At 38.7% G+C, this 23,943-nt stretch carries 16 protein-coding genes; 13 read left to right on the top strand and 3 right to left on the bottom strand.

Features of this window, described 5'->3' with window-relative positions; translation table 11 throughout:
- The first annotated feature begins 14 nt into the window (after positions 1–14).
- The 13 genes from BM084_RS04465 (at position 15) to BM084_RS04405 (ending at position 16,846) form a co-directional block, all read left to right on the top strand.
- Positions 15–1,481: a RagB/SusD family nutrient uptake outer membrane protein gene (locus BM084_RS04465; protein WP_093303070.1), complete on the top strand. Its 1,467-nt coding sequence runs from the start codon at positions 15–17 to the stop codon at positions 1,479–1,481.
- A 304-nt stretch (positions 1,482–1,785) separates the two neighbouring features.
- A complete protein-coding gene (locus BM084_RS04460) occupies positions 1,786–3,345 on the top strand; it encodes an alpha-L-fucosidase (RefSeq protein WP_093303067.1) in 1,560 nt (519 codons plus the stop codon).
- A 13-nt stretch (positions 3,346–3,358) separates the two neighbouring features.
- On the top strand, positions 3,359–4,366 hold the full coding sequence (locus BM084_RS04455; RefSeq protein ID WP_093303064.1) for a zinc-binding alcohol dehydrogenase family protein: 1,008 nt from the start codon (positions 3,359–3,361) through the stop codon (positions 4,364–4,366).
- Positions 4,367–4,377: 11 nt separating this feature from the next.
- On the top strand, positions 4,378–5,400 hold the full coding sequence (locus tag BM084_RS04450; RefSeq protein WP_093303062.1) for a sugar kinase: 1,023 nt from the start codon (positions 4,378–4,380) through the stop codon (positions 5,398–5,400).
- Positions 5,401–5,427: 27 nt separating this feature from the next.
- Positions 5,428–6,099 carry a bifunctional 4-hydroxy-2-oxoglutarate aldolase/2-dehydro-3-deoxy-phosphogluconate aldolase gene (locus BM084_RS04445; RefSeq protein WP_093303059.1) on the top strand — a complete coding sequence of 224 codons (672 nt, stop codon included), beginning with the start codon at positions 5,428–5,430 and terminating at the stop codon, positions 6,097–6,099.
- A gap of 22 nt (positions 6,100–6,121) precedes the next feature.
- Positions 6,122–7,783 (top strand): UxaA family hydrolase, encoded by a 1,662-nt coding sequence (locus BM084_RS04440; RefSeq protein ID WP_093303057.1) that lies wholly within the window; start codon positions 6,122–6,124, stop codon positions 7,781–7,783.
- A 66-nt stretch (positions 7,784–7,849) separates the two neighbouring features.
- Entirely contained in the window at positions 7,850–9,301 is a 1,452-nt protein-coding gene (locus BM084_RS04435; RefSeq protein ID WP_093303301.1) for a tagaturonate reductase, read from the top strand.
- A 17-nt stretch (positions 9,302–9,318) separates the two neighbouring features.
- Positions 9,319–10,149 carry an amidohydrolase family protein gene (locus tag BM084_RS04430; RefSeq protein ID WP_317040644.1) on the top strand — a complete coding sequence of 277 codons (831 nt, stop codon included), beginning with the start codon at positions 9,319–9,321 and terminating at the stop codon, positions 10,147–10,149.
- A gap of 11 nt (positions 10,150–10,160) precedes the next feature.
- Positions 10,161–11,120, top strand: a complete 960-nt coding sequence (locus tag BM084_RS04425) for an aldo/keto reductase (protein ID WP_093303052.1) — start codon at positions 10,161–10,163, stop codon at positions 11,118–11,120.
- 92 nt (positions 11,121–11,212) lie between these two features.
- Entirely contained in the window at positions 11,213–12,535 is a 1,323-nt protein-coding gene (gene fucP / locus BM084_RS04420; protein ID WP_093303050.1) for an L-fucose:H+ symporter permease, read from the top strand.
- A 12-nt stretch (positions 12,536–12,547) separates the two neighbouring features.
- Complete coding sequence (locus tag BM084_RS04415) at positions 12,548–12,898, top strand: L-rhamnose mutarotase (protein ID WP_093303047.1); 351 nt, start codon at positions 12,548–12,550, stop codon at positions 12,896–12,898.
- 44 nt (positions 12,899–12,942) lie between these two features.
- Positions 12,943–15,138 (top strand): glycoside hydrolase family 3 C-terminal domain-containing protein, encoded by a 2,196-nt coding sequence (locus BM084_RS04410; RefSeq protein ID WP_093303045.1) that lies wholly within the window; start codon positions 12,943–12,945, stop codon positions 15,136–15,138.
- Positions 15,139–15,340: 202 nt separating this feature from the next.
- Positions 15,341–16,846 carry a sulfatase family protein gene (locus BM084_RS04405; protein WP_093303042.1) on the top strand — a complete coding sequence of 502 codons (1,506 nt, stop codon included), beginning with the start codon at positions 15,341–15,343 and terminating at the stop codon, positions 16,844–16,846.
- 369 nt (positions 16,847–17,215) lie between these two features.
- Here the strand turns inward: BM084_RS04405 and BM084_RS04400 are convergent, their stop codons facing one another.
- From BM084_RS04400 to BM084_RS04390, 3 genes are all read right to left on the bottom strand, one after another.
- Entirely contained in the window at positions 17,216–20,368 is a 3,153-nt protein-coding gene (locus tag BM084_RS04400) for a glycoside hydrolase family 2 TIM barrel-domain containing protein (protein WP_093303298.1), read from the bottom strand.
- Positions 20,369–20,437: 69 nt separating this feature from the next.
- Positions 20,438–22,138 (bottom strand): sulfatase family protein, encoded by a 1,701-nt coding sequence (locus BM084_RS04395; RefSeq protein ID WP_093303296.1) that lies wholly within the window; start codon positions 22,136–22,138, stop codon positions 20,438–20,440.
- A gap of 34 nt (positions 22,139–22,172) precedes the next feature.
- The gene (locus tag BM084_RS04390; RefSeq protein ID WP_093303040.1) at positions 22,173–23,711 is read right to left on the bottom strand and encodes a sulfatase family protein; all 1,539 of its coding nucleotides are present in this window, start codon (positions 23,709–23,711) and stop codon (positions 22,173–22,175) included.
- Positions 23,712–23,943 lie beyond the last annotated feature (232 nt).

Below are 23,943 nucleotides of genomic sequence, written 5' to 3'. Positions count from 1 at the left end.
TAAACTTTAAATAAATGAATTATAATAAGATTAGAACAGGTAGAATTATATTTTTCGTTCTGGCAGTATTAAGCTTAGGATCTTGTAGCGATTATCTGGAGGAGGAACCTTATGGAGAACCGACCGAAGAAAATTTTTATAAAACAGAAAGTGATGCCCAGCAAGCCTTAACGGCTGCTTATTACCCAATGAGGGAAATGTTTTCTACACAAAATTTTGGTGCTACAACCGCTAGCGATTTTATATTTGGTGACATTGGAACCGATGATATCTTAAAAGGCGGTGCTAGGTCTAGTGATGGCCCACATCTTTTTGAAAAACAAAACTATAATTTAACTACTTCCAACCCTGCTGTTGCCAATATTTGGAAGGTTAATTATAAAGGGATTTTATATGCCAACTTAGTATTGGAGAAAGTTCAAGGAATTGAGTTTGAAGACGAAGGGCTTAAAACCAGAATTTTAGCGGAAGCGAATTTTCTTAGGGCTTATTATTACTTCGATTTGGTAAATACCTTTGGAGGAGTGCCATTAATTGAAATGTCTTTAGAGGCTGGCGAGTATAACCAACCTAGGGCAAGCAAAGAAGAAACCTATGCTTTTATCGAAAATGATCTTGAAAAAGCTATAGAAGATTTGCCATCTCGTTTTGAAATGGGACAGGAATATTTGGGACACGCTGATAAGGGTGCTGCCCTTGGATTAATGATGCGGGTTTCTTTATACCAAAACAAAATGGATCAGGTAAGACTATATGGAGAGCAAATTTTGCAATTGGCATATAGCCTTCCCAACTTTGATGATATTTTTGAACCAGCTGGGGAATGGAATTCCGGTTCTGTTTTTGAAATTGATTTTTCTTCCAATTCAGATTTTTTGGGAGGAAGGATTCCTCATATGCTTCAACCTAGAAATCAAGGAGGTATTGGTTTTTCTCAAATTAAAGATGGCCTTAGGGACGAGTTTGATACTAATGATCCCAGGTTTGAATCTTCCTTTTATAATGTAGAAGGGAACTACGGGACCAATTGGTACAATAGGAAATATTCCCTGGCTCCACATAGTAATTACCAAAGACCAAATGTTGGGGGAGCAGGAAACAATCCGCACAACATCCGTTTTATTCGATTGGCAGACGTTTATTTAATGTATGCCGAAGCTATTTATAATGAAGATCCAGCTTTAGCTAGGGAATATGTAAATAAAGTGAGAACCAGGGCCAGGGGCGAAAATTCTAATTCCATCGTGCCTAATTTAGATAGTACTTTGAGTGGAGAAGACCTTTTAGATGCTATTTATAAAGAAAGAAGACTGGAACTAGCTGGAGAAGGATTAAGGTATCACGACCTAGTGCGTACAGATCGTGCCGAAACTATTTTGGCTCCATTAGGCTTTAAGGAAGGTATTAATGAAATTATGCCTATTCCATTTGAGCAGGTTTCTTTATCTGATGGGGTTTTAGAACAAAATAATGGGTATTAAAAAAGATAACATCCTAAATTAACAATAAACCTAGAAGATATTCAAGGTTAAGAATGCACAAAAAAGTATTTATTGATATTTTAAATATACCTAAGCTAAGATCTGGGATTAGATACACTAAATCAGTTGAATAGGATGGTTTTTAAAATACTGTTTAAATGAGAAAAGAGAGTGTGTTCTTGTTAAAAACCATTTATGGTAAGGATTAAAACATAAGATATTCAAGCTTAGCTTAAATAAATACAAATTAGCGTTTAACAAAAAGAAATTCTCAAATAGTGAATTATAACATAAAAAAGAATAAATGAAAACAAGAAATCAAATAGGCATTTTGCTGTTAGCCATCTTTATTTTTTCGGCCTGTGGGCAGGACAAAAAAAAGACTAATAGTGATGTAGCCGAAAACCAGTCTAAAGAGGAGAAAGTCTTTGAGCCCAACTGGGAATCCATTAAAAAAAACTATAAAGATCCCGAATGGTTCAATCAGAAGAAATTTGGGATTTTTATCCACTGGGGAGCATATTCGGTGCCCGCATATAGTTCAGAATGGTACCCTCGCCAAATGTATATGGATACAGCTGCCTTTACAGCACAACTGAAGCATCAATCTGACGGGCCATCGGATGTATATAAGCACCATGTAGAGAATTGGGGAAAACAAAAGGATTTTGGATATAAAGATTTTATTCCAATGTTCAAAGGTGAAAAGTTTAATGCAAAAGAGTGGATTGACCTGTTCAAAAAAGCCGGGGCAAAATATGTAATCCCTGTGGCCGATCATCACGATGGTTTCGCGATGTACGATTCCAAAACCACACGTTGGAACTCTGTAGATATGGGGCCTAAAAAAGATATAGTAGGAGAGTTATTTAAGGAAGGCCGCAAGCAGAATATGATTATGGGAGCTTCTTCGCATTTCGCTTTCAACTGGTCCTTTTATAATAAAAAAGATCATTTTGACACTTCAAACCCTGAATATGCAGATTTATATTCTTCAAAAGGAAAAGATCTTGAAGAACCGGTTTCCGAAGAATTTAAAAAAAGGTGGTGGGATAGGACTACAGATCTAATTGACAATTATCAACCCGATATCCTTTGGTTTGATTTTTATCTAGATATTCCAGATTTTGAAGACCTAAGACCCAAAATAGCCGCCTACTATTATAATAAAGGAAATGAATGGGGAAAAGAAGTGGTTATAAATGATAAAAATTTTAATCACGAAGCTTTTCCTGAAGGCACAGTGATCTACGATTTGGAACGTGGTAAACTGCCCGGTATTAGAAAACTTCCATGGCAAACCGATACCTCTATAGGAAAAAACTCCTGGAGTTATGTGACCAATTGGAAATCTAAAAATACCAACCAACTAATAGATGACCTTGTAGATATAGTTTCTAAGAATGGTAATTTATTACTAAATGTTGGTCCGAGAGCAGACGGGACTATTCCCGATGATCAAAAAGAAATCCTGCTAGAAATTGGAGATTGGCTGTCTGTTAATGGAGAGGCAATCTATGAGACCGAATATTGGGAAACTTTTGGTGAAGGTCCTACTGAAGTAAAAAAAGGACACCATTCTGAAGGGGATAATAAAGACTTTACTGGACAGGATATCCGTTTTACCAAAAAAGGCGATAAGTTATATGCCATTATGATGGCTTGGCCTGAAGCTGGTGAAGTGAATATTAAATCTTTGGGCAGCGATAGTGAATTTGGAAAAGATTTTGAAATCAAAAATATCCGGTTACTGGGTAGTAATGTTAAACTAAAATTCGTAAAAAACGATGAGGGCCTTAAGGTTGAAAACTTAGGAGAAAAATCAGGTGATTACGCCCACGTATTGGAGTTTACGAGAGCTTAAAAATAAAAAAAACATGAAATACATAGTATGTGAAGAACCGGGGAATTTTCAACTAAAGGAGAAGGACAAACCAGTTCGTAAAAACAATGAAGCGCTGTTAAGAGTTAAAAAAGTAGGGATTTGTGGCACCGATCTGCACGCTTTTTCTGGGAACCAGGCATTTTTTACTTATCCTCGTATTCTGGGACATGAACTGGCTTCAGAAGTGGTGGAGATTGGAGAAAATAATCGGGGGATAAAAGTGGGAGACAATGTGGTAGTGATGCCCTATATAAGCTGTGGAGAATGTGTAGCATGTAGAAACGGGAAGACCAATTGCTGTTCCAATATTAGTGTGATCGGGGTGCATTCTGATGGTGGGATGCAGGAATTCATAACGGTGCGTCAGGATCTTTTACTTCCGGCAAACCAGTTGTCCAATGATCAAATGGCTATTGTAGAACCCCTGGCCATCGGGGCGCATGCAATTAGGAGGGCACAGCTAAAAGAAGGTGAGACCGTAGTTGTTGTGGGTTGTGGTCCAATAGGTATTGGAATTATTAAACTTGCCCAAATAGCTGGAGCTAAGGTAATTGCTTTGGATATGAATGATGACCGCCTGGAGTACGCTAAAAATGAAATAGGAGCAGATTGCATAGTGAATGTTACCAAAGATCCGGTTGAAAAAATCAATGAAATTACCGGTGGCGATCTGGCAGATGTGGTCTTTGATGCCACCGGCCATAAAGTTGCCCTGGAAAATGGTCCTGATTATATGGCCCACGGCGGACGGTATGTCCTGGTAGGCTTATCTAAAGGGGAATTAATTTTTATCCATCCTAAAATTCATGCCAAGGAATCATCTATTTTATGTAGTCGAAATGCCACTGTGGAAGATTTCGAGCATGTTATTAATGTGCTGGAAGAGTTTCCAACTACTTCATTTATTACTCATAATGTTCCATTTAAAGATATGATTGAAAATTTTAATAGCTGGACTAAACCAGAAACTGGGGTTATAAAGGCCACTGTAGATTTTTAGAGAATTAATATATGCATAAAGTAGTCACATTTGGTGAGGTTCTAATGCGTTTGTCGCCTCCAGATAATCGTAAGTTTAGCCAGGCGAGTAATTTCGATGTTATTTATGGAGGTGGGGAGTTCAATGTCGCGGCATCTCTATCAAATTATGGAATAGATACTGAGTTTGTAACGGCGTTGCCCGATAATGCAATTGGCGATTGTGCGTTAAAAGCAACCCGTGAATTCCAGGTGGGGAACCAACATATTATCCGCCAGGGAAACCGATTGGGTATTTATTTTATAGAAATAGGAAATTCTGTACGCCCAAGTAAAGTAGTCTATGATCGTGAAAACTCTTCCATTTCAAAAATTGAAAAAGGAGATTTTAACTGGGAAGAAATATTTAAGGATGCCACCTGGTTCCATTGGAGTGGAGTGACGCCCGCCCTTTCCCAGTCGGCGGCAGATGTTTGCCTGGAAGCCATTAAAATGGCAAATAAAATGGGGCTTGGTATTTCCACAGACCTCAATTATCGCAGCAAACTATGGCAATACGGAAAAGCACCCTATGAGATCATGCCGGAAATGTTGCAGTATAGCAATGTCATCCTTGGCGATATCGATACCACCATGTTTATGTTGGGAAAAGAAAAAGTAGCTCCTGAGTATACTAATGAGAATGAAGTAAAAGGACATTTTTTAAATCTGATAGAATTGTTGCCTGAACTGCATACCATTGGGATGACCTTCAGGGAATCTGTTAATGCCTCCCATCAGCGTATTGGAGGTTTATTGTATAAAGAAAAGACCTTATACCAGGCTAAAAAATATGAAATACAACCCCTGGTGGACCGTGTAGGTACCGGGGATGCCTTTATGGGTGGGTTGCTATACGGATTATTAACGTTTGGGGAAGACAGGAAAAAAACAATCAATTTTGCGACCGCTGCTTGTGCTTTAAAACATAGCATTTTTGGGGATGTGAACAGGGTAACTAAGGAAGATGTATTGGAATGTATATCCAGTGATGGCTCTGCTAAAGTAAATAGATAAAAATAAGCTTAATTTAAAGAGTATAAAATGGCTCAATTTTCAAGAATAGAAGTTGCAGGGATCATGAAAGAAACCGGGATGGTACCTTTATTTTACCATCCTGATATTGAACTGGGAAAAAAGGTGTTGAAAGCCTGTTTTAATGGAGGTGCCAGATTGATGGAATTTACCGCCAGAGGGGATTTTGCACAGGAGGTCTTTGAAGAATTGAACAAATATGCCATAGATGAATTGCCGGGAATGGTACTGGGTGTGGGCTCGGTGACCGATGCCGCAGCCGCTTCCCTGTACATGTCTTTAGGGGCTAATTTTATTGTGACCCCGGTTTTAAGGGAAGATATCGCCATTGTCTGTAACCGGAGAAAGGTTTTATGGTCTCCGGGCTGCGGCAGTTTAACTGAAATTGCCCAGGCAGAAGAACTGGGTTGTGAGATTGTAAAGTTATTCCCGGGGAATATTTATGGCCCCGGCTTTGTAAAAGGCATTTTAGGACCACAACCCTGGACCTCTATTATGCCCACCGGTGGCGTTACCACTGAAGAAACAAACTTAAAAGGGTGGTTTGATGCCGGGGTAACCTGCGTTGGGCTGGGATCAAAACTGATTTCAAAAGAAGTGCTCGCCAGTGAGGATTTTGAGGGATTAGAACTAAAAGTAAAAGAAACCCTTTCGCTTATTCAAAAACTACGGAAGGGATAATCAATAAAACAGCAAAAAAACCATGGCTAAAACGGCACAACCATATTCACAGATAGATACCCGGGATAATATTATCGTGGCCATTCAGAATTTGCCAAAAAATACCTTGGTTCATATTGTAGGGAAAGAATTCTCCTTGGTAGAGGATATAAAACAAAAACACAAATTCGCACTTCATGATTTTAAAGTAGGCGACGAAATTGTTATGTATGGCGTTTTGGTTGGCAAAGCTATTCAGCCTATAGAACGAGGCGCAGCCATTACTACTGAAAATATTGAACATGCTTCTGCGGAATTTAACCCGGAACAATCGAAATATGAATGGACTCAGCCGGATGTTTCAAAATTCAAAGACAGGACATTTAATGGGTATCATCGTGCCGACGGTTCGGTGGGCACCCGAAACTACTGGTTGGTGATCCCTCTGGTTTTTTGTGAGAACAGAAATATAGATGTGGTTCGGGATGCCTTAATGGAAGCATTGGGTTATCAAACCAATAAAGATTATTCCGTAGATACCCCTAAACTGATAGAGGCATATAAAAGCGGTGCAACAGCGGAAGACCTAATGGAAACTTCCATTGTCCATACAAGGGAGGAGATTGTAAAAAACCGTTTGTTCCCCAATGTGGATGGGATTAAATTTTTAAAGCATGATGGCGGTTGTGGGGGCATCAGGCAGGATTCCGAAACTTTGTGCAGGCTACTCGCAGGATATATTACCAATTCCAATGTAGCCGGTGCTACCATTTTGAGTTTGGGCTGCCAGAATGCCCAGATGGAAATGCTTCAGAAAGCAATTTCAGAAAAAGACAGTGATTTTCAGAAACCGGTCTATTACCTGGAACAGCAACAAATTGGAAATGAACGAAAGTTTATAGAAACCGCGGTTAAAAAGACATTTATTGGTTTAGCAGGCGCAGATAAAATAACCCGGAAACCCGCAGCTTTAGACAAGCTTATTTTAGGTTTGGAATGTGGTGGTTCTGATGGTTTTTCAGGAATTTCCTGTAATCCCGCTCTTGGTTATGCCTCTGATCTACTCACTACATTGGGTGGTTCGCCGGTACTCTCTGAATTTCCAGAACTAAACGGGGTGGAACAAGAACTCATCAATCGTTGCAGGGAAAAAGAAGATGCCGAAAAATTTGCCCATATCATGAAACGCTATGCCCAGAGAGCAGAAGATGTTGGATCGGGTTTTAAAAATAATCCTTCTCCAGGAAATATTAAAGATGGCTTGATCACAGACGCTATCAAATCTGCCGGGGCTGCCAAAAAAGGTGGGACTTCCCCGGTAGTTTCCGTTTTAGATTATACAGAAAAAGTAACAAAACCAGGATTAAATCTTTTATGTACCCCCGGGAATGATGTGGAAAGCACTACCGGTCTTGCCGGGAGCGGTTGTAATATGATCGTTTTTACTACGGGTCTTGGCACCCCTACCGGAAACCCGGTGGCCCCGGTTTTAAAAATGTCCAGCAATACCACTCTTTTTAAGCGGATGAACGATATTATTGATATTAATGCAGGTACGGTAATTACCGGCGAAGATACTATATCATCTATGGGAGAAAAGATTTTGGAAGAAATAATCCTGGTAGCCAGTGGGGAGAAAGAAGCCAAGGCGGTACTGCAAAATCAAAATGATTTTATTCCCTGGAAAAGAGGAATTTCTTTATAGAATTTTCACCCAAATATCTGACAGTTTTCAATACCTGATAGAATGAACAAAATGACAACTCTTTTAATGAAGCAACTCAATAGGAATACAACAAATAATCCAATTAAATACCCCGAACGCGTATTACAGTTTGGCGGCGGTAATTTTTTAAGGGCTTTCTGTGACTGGATGATCAATGAACTGAATGAAAAAACCGATTTTGATGCTGGCGTGATCGTTGTAAAACCTACTGAAGGTGGAAATTATAAAGAATTAAAGCAACAGGATGGCCTTTTTCATGTGGCTCTGGATGGGATAAAGGAAGGCGAAATGCTTTCTGAAGTTAAACTGATAAGTTGTGTGAGCAGGATTATCCATTCCTATAACGAATGGGATGAATATTTAAAAACCGCTCTGCAGCCAGAGATTCGCTATATTATTTCTAACACTACCGAAGCTGGTATTAAATTCTCTGAATCAGATGATTTTGAAGCTACCCCTCCAAAAGAATTTCCAGCAAAACTAACTTTGTGGTTACATGCCAGATTTGATCATTTTAAGGGAGCTGAAGATAAAGGTTGTATTCTTTTACCCTGTGAATTAATAGAAAACAATGGTGAAGAGCTTTTAAAAACAGTCTTACAGTATATTAAATTGTGGAATTTAGGAGATGATTTTCAGCAGTGGATTGAAAATCACAACTACTTCTGTAGTACCCTGGTAGATCGCATCGTTTCTGGTTTTCCTGAGAATAGGAAGGATGAAATTCAGCGAAAGACAGGTTATGAAGATCCTTTACTGGTAGCCGGGGAAGAATATCATAGTTGGATTATAAAAGCGCCCGAAACCGTTAAAAATGAACTGCCTTTTGATAAAACTAATTTGAATGTAGAGTTTGTTGAAGACCTTGCATCATACCGCGAACTTAAAGTAAGAATATTGAACGGGGCACATACTTCGCTGGTGCCTGTCGGTTACCTGGCGGGATTGCGGACGGTAAAGGAAAGCATGGATGATAAGCTGGTTTCCACCCATGTTGAAAAAGTCTTGCGGGAAGAAATTAAACCTACGTTGAGTGATTTTCAGGAAGCTGAAATAGATGCTTTTATAAATTCGGTATTAGACCGGTTTAGAAATCCTACTTTAAAACATTATCTGCTGGCTATTTCCCTGAACAGTACTTCAAAATTTCAGGCACGTTTGCTACCGGCTTTTAAGGAATATGCTTCGGAAAATAAACAATTTCCTAAACGGATTGCTTTTTCGATGTCTTGCATGCTTCGGTTTTACAAAGGAGAATTTAGCGGAAAGAAGATTGAAGTGAAAGATGATAGCGAGGTGATCCGGTTTTTTACCGAATTATGGGAAAGAAGAGATTCCGAAGAAATTAGTTTGAATAGCCTAGTGGAAACTGCTTTGAGCAACCCAAAGATTTTTGGGGAAGACCTCACCAAATATGATGGGCTGGTGGAAACTATCGCCGTACATATGGAATGTATAGAAAAAAACGGGGTACATGAGTGCCTGAAAAGCTTATAATTAAACCTTATAAAGAGATGATGAAAATTGACGCCCACCAGCATTTTTGGAAGTATGATTCCGAAAAGCATAGTTGGATTGGGGATGATATGAAGGTGATTCAGAAAGATTTTTTACCGGAGGACCTTCAACCCATATACGAGAAAGAAGCTATATCGGGTTGCGTAGCGGTACAGGCCGATCAAACCGAGGAAGAAACCAATTTTCTGCTGGAACTCGCCGATAAAAATGAGTTTATAAAAGGGGTGGTAGGATGGATAGATATTAGATCTCCTGAACTTGAAAAAAGACTGGAGTATTATAAACAATTTATTAAACTGAAAGGCTTTCGGCATGTGGTGCAGGATGAACCTGATATAGGTTTTATGACACGTCCAGATTTTCAAAAAGGGATAGCTCTTTTAGAGAAATATGGCTTTACCTACGATATCCTCATTTTTCCTTCACAAATGGAAGCGGCCCTGGCCACAGTAAAAAAGTTTCCGAAGCAAAAATTTGTGATAGACCATATAGCCAAACCGGATATAAAGAATGGAGAAATTGATGGGTGGAGAGAAAAAATGAAAGCCCTGGCCGCCCAGGCTAATGTGTATTGCAAAGTCTCGGGAATGGTCACCGAAGCTGATGTCGATACCTGGAAGTATGATGATTTTGTACCTTATCTGGATGTAATTTTTGAATGGTTTGGGGCAGAACGTATCATGTTTGGTTCAGACTGGCCGGTATGTTTACTGGGGGGCAGCTATGCGGAAATAAAAGGAATATTGGAAACCTATACCGACAAATTGGGTATAGAAGAACAGAAAGCGGTATTGGGAGAAACAGCGAAAGCATTTTATAATCTTTAAATTAATTTAAAATGAGAACAAAGCCAACATATATTAAGGGAGATCATACAAAAAGTCAATTTTTCAATAATCAGAGCCGTTTAGTGCTTGGTTGTTCGGGACTGGGAGGCGTATGGAGACCGATTGAAGAAAAGGATGCAGTAGGCGCCATGTTACATGCTTTAGAAAATAATGTGAGGGTTTTTGATACTGCGCCAGCGTATAATAAATCCCAATATTTCCTGGGCAAAGCATTGAAAGAATGGTCTGGGGAAAAACCATTTATTAGTACAAAGGTAGGACGTTTAAGAGCAGATAAGGCCGAAGACTGCATAACAGACTACTCCCCAGAAACTATGCGGAAAAGCGTGTACGAAAGTTTAGAAGTTCTGGGATTAGATAGCATTGATTTATTGTTTTTACATGAACCGCATTTGGTTCCCATAGAAAAAATGGATGAAATCCTGGATTGTTTAAAGGCTATTAAAAAAGAGGGTATTGTCAAGATGCTTGGTATAGGAGGTAATCCAAGTAAAGACTTTTATCCCTATATGAAAAAGGAGAATTTTGATGTGCTATCTGGCTTCCTAAAACTGGACGCCTGTAATTTAACAGCCTTTGATAAAGATATTCCTCAAATCCAAAGGGAAAATATAGCCTATTATGCAGCCTCGGCCTTGCATATGGGATTATTGGGCCGAAGATTAGATATGTACGATGAAGAACGACCCAACAATGAGTGGATAAGTAATTTAGATGTAGATGCTGCCTTAAAGACAAAGGATATTGCTAAAAAGTATGATATTCCAATATCCAGATTGGCCTTTAGATATGTATTTTCGATTGAAGAGGCCGATCGAGTTGTTGTGGGACCAAGTAAGAAAGCCCAATTGGAAGACTTAATTACGGCATGGAACGAGGGTAAATTGCCAGAGGATATTTTCGATGAAATTACCAATAGTGTTTTGTCTATACGTAATAAGGATAAATAAACGATAGATTTTCTTAGCTAAAAATAACTGATATTACAGGTATTTTGGTAATAGAGGGCATCAAATAAAGACTAAAGTTCAATATTCTGATAATGAATAAAATAAAAAATATTCCGGTCGTATCAAAGTCGGTAATCATCCCATTTATTCTGATTACTTCCCTATTTGCTTTATGGGGTTTTGCAAATGATATTACCAATCCAATGGTCTCGGCATTTAAAAAAGTGCTGGAACTGTCAAATACCCAGGCTTCTTTGGTTCAGGCTGCATTCTATGGGGGATACTTTACCATGGCTATCCCAGCCGCTCTTTTTGTAAATAAATTTTCATATAAAAAAGGGATCATGATAGGCCTGGCGCTTTACGCTGCCGGTGCTTTATTGTTCTTTCCCGCGGCGGCCTATGAGAGTTTTGGTTTTTTTCTTGTGGCCTTATATATACTCACCTTTGGGCTGGCATTTTTAGAGACTACGGCCAATCCCTATATTCTTGCTATGGGTGCATCTGAGACTGCCACTCAACGCCTAAACCTGGCACAGGCTTTTAATCCGGTGGGTTCTATCGCAGGCTTGCTGGTAGCAAGGAGCTTTATTTTAGACGCATTACAATCTGATGATACCACAGAATCTGGCGAGGTAATCTATGATCAACTTTCGGAGACTGCCAAAGCGGCCATCAGGACTTCAGACCTGGAGATCATAAGAAACCCATATGTGATCCTTGGAGGGGTGGTATTGGTTTTTCTTCTAATAATAGGGATTATGAAAATGCCCAGGAATAATGAACAGGAAGCAAAAGTCAATTTTTTCGATTCTGTAAAAAGACTGTGGAAAAGTAAAAAATTTGCCGGTGGGGTAATTGCCCAGGTATTTTATGTGGGCGCTCAGATCATGTGCTGGACCTATATATATCAATATGCAGAACCCTTAGGAATAGACAATGCTACAGCGGTTTATTATGGAGCAGCCGCCCTTGTTATATTTCTCGTGGGCCGTGCGGTTGGTACCGCTTTAATGCGCTATGTGAATCCGGGTAAACTACTGATGTATTTTGCCATTGGGGCTTTTATTCTGACACTAATAACAATTTTCGTGGGAGGAATGACCGGGCTTTACTCATTAGTTGGTGTTTCATTTTTTATGTCTATCATGTTCCCCACAATTTATGGAATTGCTTTGGAAGGACAGGGACAGGATGCCAAATTTGGTGCAGCTTTCCTTGTGATGGCTATAGTGGGAGGTGCTTTCATGCCTTATTTACAGGGGTATATCCTGGATTTGGGCGGCCCCGGCTATGTAGACACCCTTATTTTTGGGGTTCCTGAAGTGAATTTTTCCTTTATACTGCCGTTGATATGTTTTGTAGTAATCGGTATTTATGGGAGACAAGTTTATAAAGTGTATCAAACCAATTAATTGTAGATGAGAATGAGCAATATTAGAAGATTTTGTTTTTCCTGTGATCTAAAGGATGACCCACAACTTATAGAAAAATATAAAGAATACCATGCCAGTGGTAATGCATGGCCAGAAATCACTACAAGTATCAAAGATGCCGGCATTGTAGATATGGAGATCTATCTTACCGGCAACCGCTTATTTATGATCATGGAAGTCGATGAAACTTTTGACCCGGCAAAAAAAGCAGCAATGGATGCCACTAATCCGAAGGTGCAGGAATGGGAAAAGCTGATGGATACTTTTCAGCAAAAATTACCCTGGGCTGAAAATGGCCAAAAATGGTTGCCTTTGGAAAAGATATTTAAATTAGATCAATAGGTACCAGGTACCCAATTGGCCTATTTAAAATAAAGATAATATTTATGAAATATATCATTAAAGCCATTGCTCTAGTATGTTTGTTTCTAATCAATAAACCAGGAGTCTCTCAAGAAGCAGATTTTGCCTTTTTAGATGAAGAGCTGCCATTAGATGAACGAGTAGAACTACTTGTATCTCAAATGAATTTAGATGAAAAAATAAGCCAATTGACCAATAGTGCTCCGGCGATACCAAGATTAAAAGTACCTGAGTATAACTGGTGGAATGAGGCTTTGCACGGTGTGGCCAGAAATGGCAAATCGACTATTTTTCCACAGGCAATTGGACTTGCTGCAACATTTGATACAGATCTGGCCCATAGGGTTGCCTCTGCGATTTCTACTGAAGCCAGAGCGAAGTATAAACTATCTCAGCAAATGGGAAATAGGGGTAAATACGCAGGTTTAACTTTCTGGACACCCAATGTTAATATCTTTCGAGATCCCAGATGGGGAAGAGGACAGGAAACTTATGGAGAAGATCCCTATCTGACATCAAAAATGGGAGTGGCTTTTGTGAGAGGACTACAAGGTGACAACGAGCATTACTTGAAAACCGGTGCTTGCGCAAAACATTTTGCCGTTCATTCGGGACCAGAAAAGTCTAGGCATACCTTTAATGCAGAGCCTAGTTTGCAAGACCTGCACGAAACCTATTTGCCTGCCTTTAAAGCACTGGTGTTAGATGCTAAGGTAGAAGGTGTAATGACTGCATATAACGCCGTTTTGGGGGTGCCCTCCTCAGCAAGTTCTTTTCTTATTCAGGATATATTACGGGACGAATGGAATTTTAATGGTTATATAACTTCAGATTGTGGTGCAATAGGTGGAATGTCATATAAAATGAAATATGTTGATACTCCAGAAAAAGCAGCAGCCGAAGCATTGAGAGCCGGAGTTAACCTTAACTGTGGTTCTACTTATTCTCGTTTAAAAGAGGCATTAGAACTGGGCCTTATTAATGAAGATTTGATTGATGAAAGAATTAAACAGCTTTTTAAAACCAGATTTAGATTGGGAATGTTTGATGACGCTACAAAAAATCCATACAGTCATTTGGGCGCGGAAAATATTCATGATCAAAGACATATTGCCCTGGCTAAGGAAGCTGCTCAGAAATCAATTGTGTTATTAAAAAATAAGAATAATATCCTGCCGCTGAAGAAAGATATCAAAACGCCTTATTTAACAGGTCCATTTGCAAATTCTAACGATATGTTGATGGGGAGTTATTATGGAGTAAGCCCGGGGATGGTTACAATTCTTGAAGGAGTGACTAATGTAGTTTCTCCAGGCACGTCTCTTAATTACAGAAGCGGCGCATTGCCATTTCATAAAAATATCAATTCAAAAAACTGGGCTCCCAATGTGGCTGCAGAATCAGACGTGACTATTTGTGTAGTGGGACTTACCGCAGATCGCGAAGGAGAGGAAGTAGATGCCATAGCTGCAGAAAATGTTGGAGATAAGGTAGATCTAAAACTACCTAAAAATCAGGTTGATTATGTTAAACAAATTATTGAAAATAAAAAAGGACCATTAGTATTAGTAATTGCTAGTGGAAGCCCAGTATCCCTTGAAGGTCTGGAAGAATACTGCGATGCTATTCTTCAAATTTGGTATCCAGGGGAACAGGGGGGTAATGCCGTGGCGGATGTAATTTTTGGAAATATATCTCCTTCAGGGCATTTACCAATCACCTTTCCGAAAAGTGTAGAGCAATTACCACCCTACGAAGATTATTCCATGCAAGGAAGAACTTACAAATACATGACTGAAGATCCTGAATATTCATTTGGCTTTGGGCTGACTTATTCAGACACAAACTTTAAAAACCTAGTAGTAAATAGGAATACGCTTAAAAAAGATGATAGCCTCGAAATAAACATTGAAGTATCAAATAGCGGTGATTATGATATAGAAGAAGTGGTTCAGGTTTACATAAGCCCTATTAATAATACAGAAAACTTACCCTTAAAAAGTTTAAAGGCTTTTCAACGTATTAATCTTGATAAGGGTAAAACCTCAAAACTAAGCTTTACGCTAAATCCTGAAGATCTTAAATACTTCAATAAGAAAGGAGAAAAGGCTTGGATAAAAGGGCAATACAACATTACTGTTGGGAATTCTTCACCAGGAGAATTAAGCCACAAACTTGGTGCAGCAACGCCAGAGGAAATATTAATTAGATTGAAATAATCTTTCTTAGGAATAGTATAGCATTTTCTATTCTATGAAAATCAGGATATAGCGCTATTTAAGTTTTGAAGAAACATTCACTTGGATAATTCCGCATAAATTAAGAACATATCTTCTACCATATTAGTTGTATATGTTCTCAAATATAAGAAGTTAACCCTACTTCTTAGTTCAATACATATTCAATAAAAAACTAATTAAAATGATAAAAAGTATTCTAATTATAGTAAGCCTGATTTGTACGGTAAATATTTACGCTCAGCAAAAACCAAATGTGATTGTTGTCTTGGCAGATGATATTGGTATAGGAGATATATCACATTACAGAAAAATGCATTCTAATAATATTATTTTAAAAACACCAACCTTGGATAAGCTAGCTAAATCAGGCATGCTGTTTACCAATGCACATTCTCCAGCAGCTTTATGTGCTCCGACACGTTATGCGGTAATGACGGGAAATAATAGTTACAGAAGTTATGCACCCTGGGGTGTTTGGGGTGCGTATCAGCAATCTCCTGTAAAAACCGATCAGTTGACCCTAGGCAAAGTGATGAAGAATGCCGGTTATAGCACGGGATTTTTTGGAAAATGGGGTTTTGGTATGGACTTTTATAGAAAAGGCGACACAACAAAAATATATAGAGGTGATCGCTCTAAATTGGAGTTGGATGTGGATATTAAACAAATAGCCGGTCGGGGACCCATCGAGAATGGGTTTGATTATAGTATTACCTATCCCTCAGGAATTCAGGATGTGCCCTATGCGGTTTATGAAAACCAAAAATGGATGCCGTTAACTGATGATTCTAAAATTGATTTAATCACACAAGATAAGATGGATCGTATAGGTGTTACCTTGGATAAAGATGAAGGATTGGGTGACTCCGCCTGGAATCCGCATCATATGGGGCCTTTATTGGTGAATAAGGCGATTGATTTCATTCAAAGGCAAGACTCTCCTTTCTTTATGTACTACTGCTCTTTAGCGGTACATTTACCTCATACCCCTTCAGATAAACTCAATAACAAACGTGTGGCAGGCACAACGCCTTCTAGCCATCTGGACATGGTGAAAGAACTTGATATTCAAATGGAAATGCTTGTTCAAACTTTAAAAGATAGGGGGATTTATGATAATACAATTATCATTTTTACTTCAGATAACGGTGGCCTACAAAGAAAGGAAACTTCAAGATCTGGACACGAATCTAATGATATTTACAGAGGGGGTAAAAACCAGCCTTATGAAGGCGGTCATAGAGTGCCGTTTTTTGCATCGTGGCCCGGTACGATAAAAGCGAATTCTACTTCAGATGTTCCGATTATTGGGATTGATATATTATCAACTTTAGCAGATATAACCAACCAGGATTTAGATGCTGATGTGGTTAAAGATTCAGCAAGTTTATTGCCCATTCTATTAGGTGAAAGTGATGAAAATGTTCACCCATTCCTGATGCTTCAAGCAGGGACAGGTAAAGAAGGTATTATCATCAAAGATGGATGGAAGTTGATTATTGACTTTGATAAAAAAGATAAAACAGGAATGACAAGAACCCCTTCGGCACTTTTTAACCTTGAAGATAATGTTGAAGAACGTGAAAGTGAAAATTTAATTTCAGATCCAAAATATAAAGAAAAGGTGGCCACACTTTTTAAACTATATAACGAGACTCGTGATAGTGGGGCAAAAACAAAATTATAAGTGAATTGTATATTGGTTTAATAAAATATGAAGACTAACATCAATCCAAAGTTTTAAAATTTTATTCATCCTTGCAATTACATAAATAATACATCCAACTCACTTTTATTTACAATTAAGTGAGGCGTACTGAGAGAATTCGCTAAATATCTAGCTATGTATAACCAATTCTATTATCCATTGTGAAGGGTGTAAAAGTACATTATTCTCAGAAATTCAACCAAAAGGTAAGATATTTACTTGAGTTCTTTAAGTAACCATTTTTTAAAAAAACACTTTAATTCACTACTTTTTTCCCGAACCAGTGAAATCCTTTTAAATTCGTGCTAAATATAACTTTTGATTTTCACGATAGTAATGTGGATAAATTTAAAATCCTATGGGCATTATTTTAATTTTATAAATATAATCCCCCGCTGGAATTCGATATTTTTCCAAAGGTGCAGCTTTCCAGCTCCAGGAATTAAAACCTCCAACACCCATTTGCTTATGATCTAAATTAAGTGTAATATAATTGCTGTTTTTTAATTCACAGGTATAGGTAGCTTTTTCTAAGTTCTCATTAGAATAAGGGTAAGCACTAAACTCAAATAAACTGCCCGTTATTTTGAGACCTTTCTCATTTTCATCTCTAAATTCAACCCAGCGTGTCTCCATGCGGTTGGCGTTTGCCTGGGGATAAACATATGAGGTAGAGAATTCTTCCAGACTGCTGCTATACTGGCCTAAGAAGGCGCCTTCACTACGATCATTATAATTTTCATGTGGACCTTTACCAAACCATTTAATGTTTGATAGGGAAGTGGTCAGGCCTAATTTTATTCCAATCCTAGGTATCCATGGTAGATGATTGCTGGCAGAGAGTTCGCTGGTTATTGCGATACTGGCGTCGGAGTTAATAGTATATATTGTATGCTGGCTGGCACTGCCATCTGCAAGTTGATGATAGGTATGTATAATAATAGTATGATCATCAATTTTCTCTTCCTTAATTTTTAGCAAGTTTTGATTTTCGGTCGCATTTTTCCAGAATTTCAAATTTTGATCGGTATGCCAGCCCAGACGGTCATTATCGGTCATCGCCCTCCAAAAATTGGGTTTGACAGGATTTGTAATTAAAGTTTCATTCTGAAAGCTGAATTTTTCCAAGCTACCTGCTTCTGTATCAAAAACTACCTTAAAATCGGCATTTCCAATAATAAATTTAGCCTCCTGTTTTTTAATGTTAATTTTTTCTCCCTGTTCCTCGGGAAATTTTAAGCTGCTGGAAGTTGCTGGGAGGGGAAACTGTTCCTGAGCCAGCACGTATCCTCTTTCTGCCCATTCTGTAGCTGTTTTTAATTTTGCATAAACGTTTAAATGGTATTCTTTTCCTTCCTGATTCGGATAATTATAATCTAATTTGAAAATATGAGATTCTTCTGTGATATTTTCTTCATCAACAATTTTACCCTGAGCAATTGCAAGACCATCTTCCAGGATTTCATAAGAAAATTCATAATCTTTCCATTGTGAGAACTTTCTTCGTTTCAGGATTTCTATCGTATTTTTTTCAGCATTGAAAGTTTCGAAAATAAAAGGTTGAAAAATATACTTGCATTCATACATCACCGGTTTTACCGTTTGGTCTGAATTGATGATCCCGTTGATATTAAAATTTCCGTCATGATAAGGTTCCCCAAAGTAACCACCATACACATATTGTTCGCAACCGTCTTTTTCTTCTAAAATCCCCTGGTCCATCCAGTCCCAGATAAAACCACCCGCCCACCGTGGACTGGCATGTATGATTTCCCAAATATCCTTTAGGCCTCCATTGGAGTTACCCATTGCATGGGAATATTCTATGGCAAATAATGGATTGATGCCAGTTTGGGAAGCATCCATCTCTATCATTTCCTGTGGGGTGGGATACATACGGCTAACGAAATCTACCATATCATATGGGTCTTCCGGTGTATTCTTGCTTTGTGGTGAAAGCTTTCCGCCACCACCATTGGCTCCTTCGTAATGAACCAGACGGTCTGGATCCATATATTTTGTATAGCCTGAAAGAGCGCCATGCAAAGGGCCAAGTCCAGACTCATTTCCCAGTGACCAGGAAAATATACTGGGATGGTTTTTATCCCTTTCCACCATCCTTATCATTCGTTCCAAGAAAGCATTTCCCCATGCGGGATCATTGGTCAATTCGCCCCGTAAACCATGGGATTCTATATTGGCCTCGTCCATTACGTAAATCCCGTACTCATCACAAAGGTCATAAAATTCCGGGTTATTTGGATAGTGGCTGGTTCTTACCGCATTAAAATTATATAGTTTTAGGAGTTCAACATCTCGTTTCATATTTTCATAACTAACCGTTTTACCTGTTTGTGCGTTATGATCATGACGATTTACCCCATAAATTTTTACGGGCTGTCCATTTACTAGAAAGACCCCATCTTTGGTTTCATATTTTCTAAAGCCTACCCGGGTGCTTTTTACTTCGGTAATTTCTGAATTCGAATCTTGTAGACTCAGAGTAAGTGTATAAAGATTCGGGGTTTCCGCAGTCCATTTCTTAGGATTCGAAATTGGGATATTGAAAAAGTCAAATTTTTCAGTCCATCGCTGCGAATACCTGTAATTGGTTATTTCTGAAAGGGGGATCGTTTGCTGAGCTATTTGTTTTCCCTCGGCATCAAATAATTCGGCTGTTAATTGCCAATTTTTATAATCGGTTTTTTCCGAAGTTTTAATAGAGGGTTTTATGATTAAGCTCGCGTCTTTATACTGATTATCCAGATCAGTCCTTACAAAGAAATCTGAGATGGAAGTTTTTGGTTCAGCCATTAATAGAACATCCCGGTGAATACCGCTTAGCTTCCAATGATCCTGTGCTTCCATGTAGGAGCCATCAGACCAACGGTAGACTTTGGCAACTACCGAGTTTTCTCCTTTGCGTAGATATGGCGTAATATCAAATTCTGCGGGTAATTTGCTTCCCTGGCTATACCCCACTTTTTGTCCGTTTATATACAGGTAAAATGCTGACGTCACTCCTCCAAAATGGATACGCACATCCATATTTTTCCAATCCTGGGGCACAGTGAATGTCCTTTTATAGATACCTACGGGATTGTTATCTTCGGGAATATTGGGATAGTCGTTAGTTCCCCATGGATGTTGGGAATTGGTATAGATAGGCATTCCAAAACCCTGCATTTCCCAATTTGTTGGAACCTGAATCTTGGTCCATTCATTAAAATTTTCACTCAGGAAATTTTCCGGAACTGAAGAAGGCATAGCGGAAAAATTAAATTGCCAGGTGCCATTTAATGATTTTACGCGATCTGAATTTTCCTTTGTCAATTTTAAAGCCTTTTCTTTATCGGAAAAGGAATACATAGTTGCTCTTGCAGGAAGTTTATTAATGCCAATAACGGCAGGGTTTTCCCGATCGTTTAATTCCTGTGCGTTTAGAGGATAAATACGTAAAAAACCAAGTAGGGTAGTTACTAATAGGATTTTGATTTTCATTATGGTATCTTTTTTTGAAAAAAGGGGGAACAATTGTTCCCCAAGGCTAATCAAACATTAATCTAAACTTTATTCATTCCAGTGCTTATCTATAATTTCCTGAATATGCGGGTAATCCTCATCGGTTTCGTTGAGCTCCTCCCTTAGATCTTTCAACCTGATTTTTAAATTGGAAATAATATCCTGGTAATATGGATCGTCATAGGCATTGTTCATTTCATAAGGATCATTGCGCAGGTCATAGAATTCCCAGGCCACCGGGGTGTGCCGGGTAAAATCGTTACCCCAACTCTGTTTGTTCCAGGTAGCATTGGGATCATCTGTATCTACCCAGTATTTTCCATAAAAGAAAATCAGCTTAAAATCTTTGGTACGGATCCCAAAATGCGCGGGGTTTGCATGTTTGTGCGCCATGTGCATCCAGTATCGGTAGTAGGTGGCATCCTGCCAGTCCTCGGGTTCTTCACCGGTTTCCAAAATCGTTTTAAAACTGTGGCCCTGCATATAACCCGGTTCTTCACCACCGGCAAGTTCTATAAGGGTAGGTGCAAAATCGGTATTGTTTATAATGGCGTTGGTACGGCTGCCAGGTTGTACGGACTTTGGATAACGGACAAAAAATGGCATTCGCATAGATTCTTCGTACATCCAGCGTTTATCTATATAATCGTGTTCACCGAGCATAAAACCCTGGTCCCCCGTATAAACGATAATGGTATTTTCCAATAAGCCTTCTTCCTCCAGGTAATCAAGTAGTCGTTTTACATTATCATCCACCCCTTTTACTGCCCGAAGGTATTTTTTAAGGTAGTCCTGGTAAACAGCACTGCTATATTTTCGTTGTTCCGCATCCAATTTAAATGGGATGTGCTCACTGACATCAACATCTTTGGCTTCCCGGTAATTTTTATAAATATCCTTTTCGGGATAAATGTTCATGGCCTGGTTCCTTACCAGGTTCCTTTTGGAAACCGATGAACCTATAATTCTGGTAAGCGAATCCTGAGCACCCCTTGTGGCGACGGAACCATTATTGGCATTGTAATACATACTGGCCGGTTCCGGGATAAAAGCATGTTTTAAATAGTTTTCATACCTAGGGGCATATTCAAAATCATCGTGCGGCGCTTTAAAATGGTGCATCAGGAAAAAGGGCTTGTTTGGGTCACGTTTATTTTTTAACCAGTCTAAACTAATATCTGTAATGATATCTGAAGAATGACCCTTTGTTTGCACCACATTTTGTGGCCAGGGTTTTTTGCCCTGTACCCTAAAGTCTGGATCAAAATATTTTCCCTGTACGGGCAATACTTTATAATAATCGAAAGCCGCGGGCTCGTCATGCAAGTGCCATTTTCCCACGATGGCGGTTTGGTACCCCAGTTTGCCCATTTCTTTGGGTAAATATTGTTTTTCAGGGGGCAGTGTCCCTTCCAGGTCTATAACGCCATTGGTCTGGGCGCGTTGACCTGTAAGAATTGCAGCCCGGCTTGGCACACAGATGGAATTGTTTACAAAAACATTGTCAAAGATCATCCCACTACGGGCCAAACTATCCAGCACCGGGGTGGGGTTTAACTGCGCCAGCCTGCTGCCGTATATTCCAAAAGCCTGCGTGGTATGGTCATCGGCCATTATATATACGATGTTTGGCTTTTCTATTTGAGATTGTGTTGTAACCTTCACAGGCGAATTTGTTTTGCAACTTTCAAGCAAAGGAAGCATTACCAAAATGATAATAATAACTGGATTTATTCTTTTCTTCTTCATATAGCTGTTTAAAAAAAAATATGGCATAAGGTTTCTAAAGATTTGCATTTTTACTTAATTCGGGATAATATTCTCTAAGGTCTAAGGGATCGTTTAGGGAATCCTGCAATTTCACCAGACTGATGAATGCACTTTTGACTTTGTTCTGATAGTCGGAGTTATCAAATAAATTATTCATTTCATTCGGATCCTTTTCTAAATCAAAAAGTAAACCTTTACTAATTTCAGGATATAAGATTAGTTTTAGATTCCCTTTTCGAATACTTCGCTCAACATCAAGATAAGCACCATAGATAGCGTCGTAATGCTCAACATTTTTAGTACCCTGGGCCAGACTTATTAAAGATTTGAAATCTACATATTCCGGTTTTTCAATACTGGCGGCTTCTAAGGTGGAAGGCATCACATCCTGTACGTACACCGGAGTGTCCACTTTCTTATTTTTAGGTATATGCGGCCCAACAATAATTAGCGGAGCTTTCATACTGGATTCAAAAAGACTCTGTTTGCCCAACAATCCATGCTCACCTAAAGAAAGACCGTGATCTGATGTAAAGAAGATATAGGTATTCTTCATTTCTCCGCTTTCTTCCAGTGCATCTAAAATATCACCTATTTGTTTATCCAGATAAGTAATGCTGGCATAATACTCCCGGATATGAGTTTTAATAGCGTATGAGGTTCTGGGATAGGGAGCTAGAGCCTCATCTCTTAATGAAGGTCCATTTTTTATGGCATTTTTAAAAGGATATTCCGGTAGCCAGTTTTCAGGAAGGCTTATATTATCTAATGGGTACATGTCCAGATATTCCTTAGGTGCCTGCCTTGGATCATGTGGAGCGTTTGAGGCAACATACATAAAAAATGGTTTTTCTTCCCCGGTAGCCGACTTTATGAAGGAAGTGGCGTCATCTTTCAATACAAGATTCCAGTGCCTACCGCCTTTCCAATAGCCTCCATTGGTAGTGTCGTAAGGTTTCCACGTAGTATCCTTTACATTTTTTGGTCTGTTATATCCCACCGGCATCACCTCGTCCAGATCTACATTGCCAGCATCAATATCGTCAGCGAGTCCCTGCATTTTTTTAAAATCCCAGTTATCACCAGCCATCCCTGGTTTAATATTACTAATACTGTCAAATACCTTTTTTGGCGGAATATTTACATGCCACTTACCAGTTATAAAAGTATTATATCCACCACTGTGCATTAATTGACCCCAGGTTTGGTTCATTGAAATCGAATCTTTCCTGCTCCAATCTTCACTAATTTCTTTTGCGTTCCAGACTGTTCGTCCTGAGATCATCATAGATCTTGATGCAACACATACGGCACCATTCCATGCTCCCATATTGTACGCATTGGTAAATGATGAACCAGTTTTTACCAGGCGGTCTAAATTTGGCGTTATTATTTCGTGATTTCCTAGAGAACTTATAGTTCTTGAGGCCTGATCATCGGTGAAAATAAAAACGATATTAGGTTTGACTGAAGTTCCTTTTGCAGTTTTTTCATCAGGATTTTTACACGCAAAACAAAATATTAAAATGAAAATTACCAGGATATTTTTCATGTGAATTGTTCGTTTTAATAATTTAATCCAGAAATTTTTAACTGACTAAAGTTGTAAGTATATCTGGCAATGAGAATAATAATTTTCTTAAAAATTGTGATCGTAAAATTGAAAAAGATAATTATTAACTGGCAAAACAAATGTGTATTAGCATAGCACAGATGGTTTTTATCCATTTAAAATATTGGGATATTTCGAAAAAGGGCCATAAATTTTTTGGGAGACAAAATAG

The organism is Salegentibacter agarivorans, assembly GCF_900113135.1.
GTDB classification, from domain to species: Bacteria; Bacteroidota; Bacteroidia; order Flavobacteriales; family Flavobacteriaceae; genus Salegentibacter; species Salegentibacter agarivorans.
Note: the sequence above shows the minus strand (reverse complement) of the source record. Positions and strands in the feature narration are given on the sequence as shown.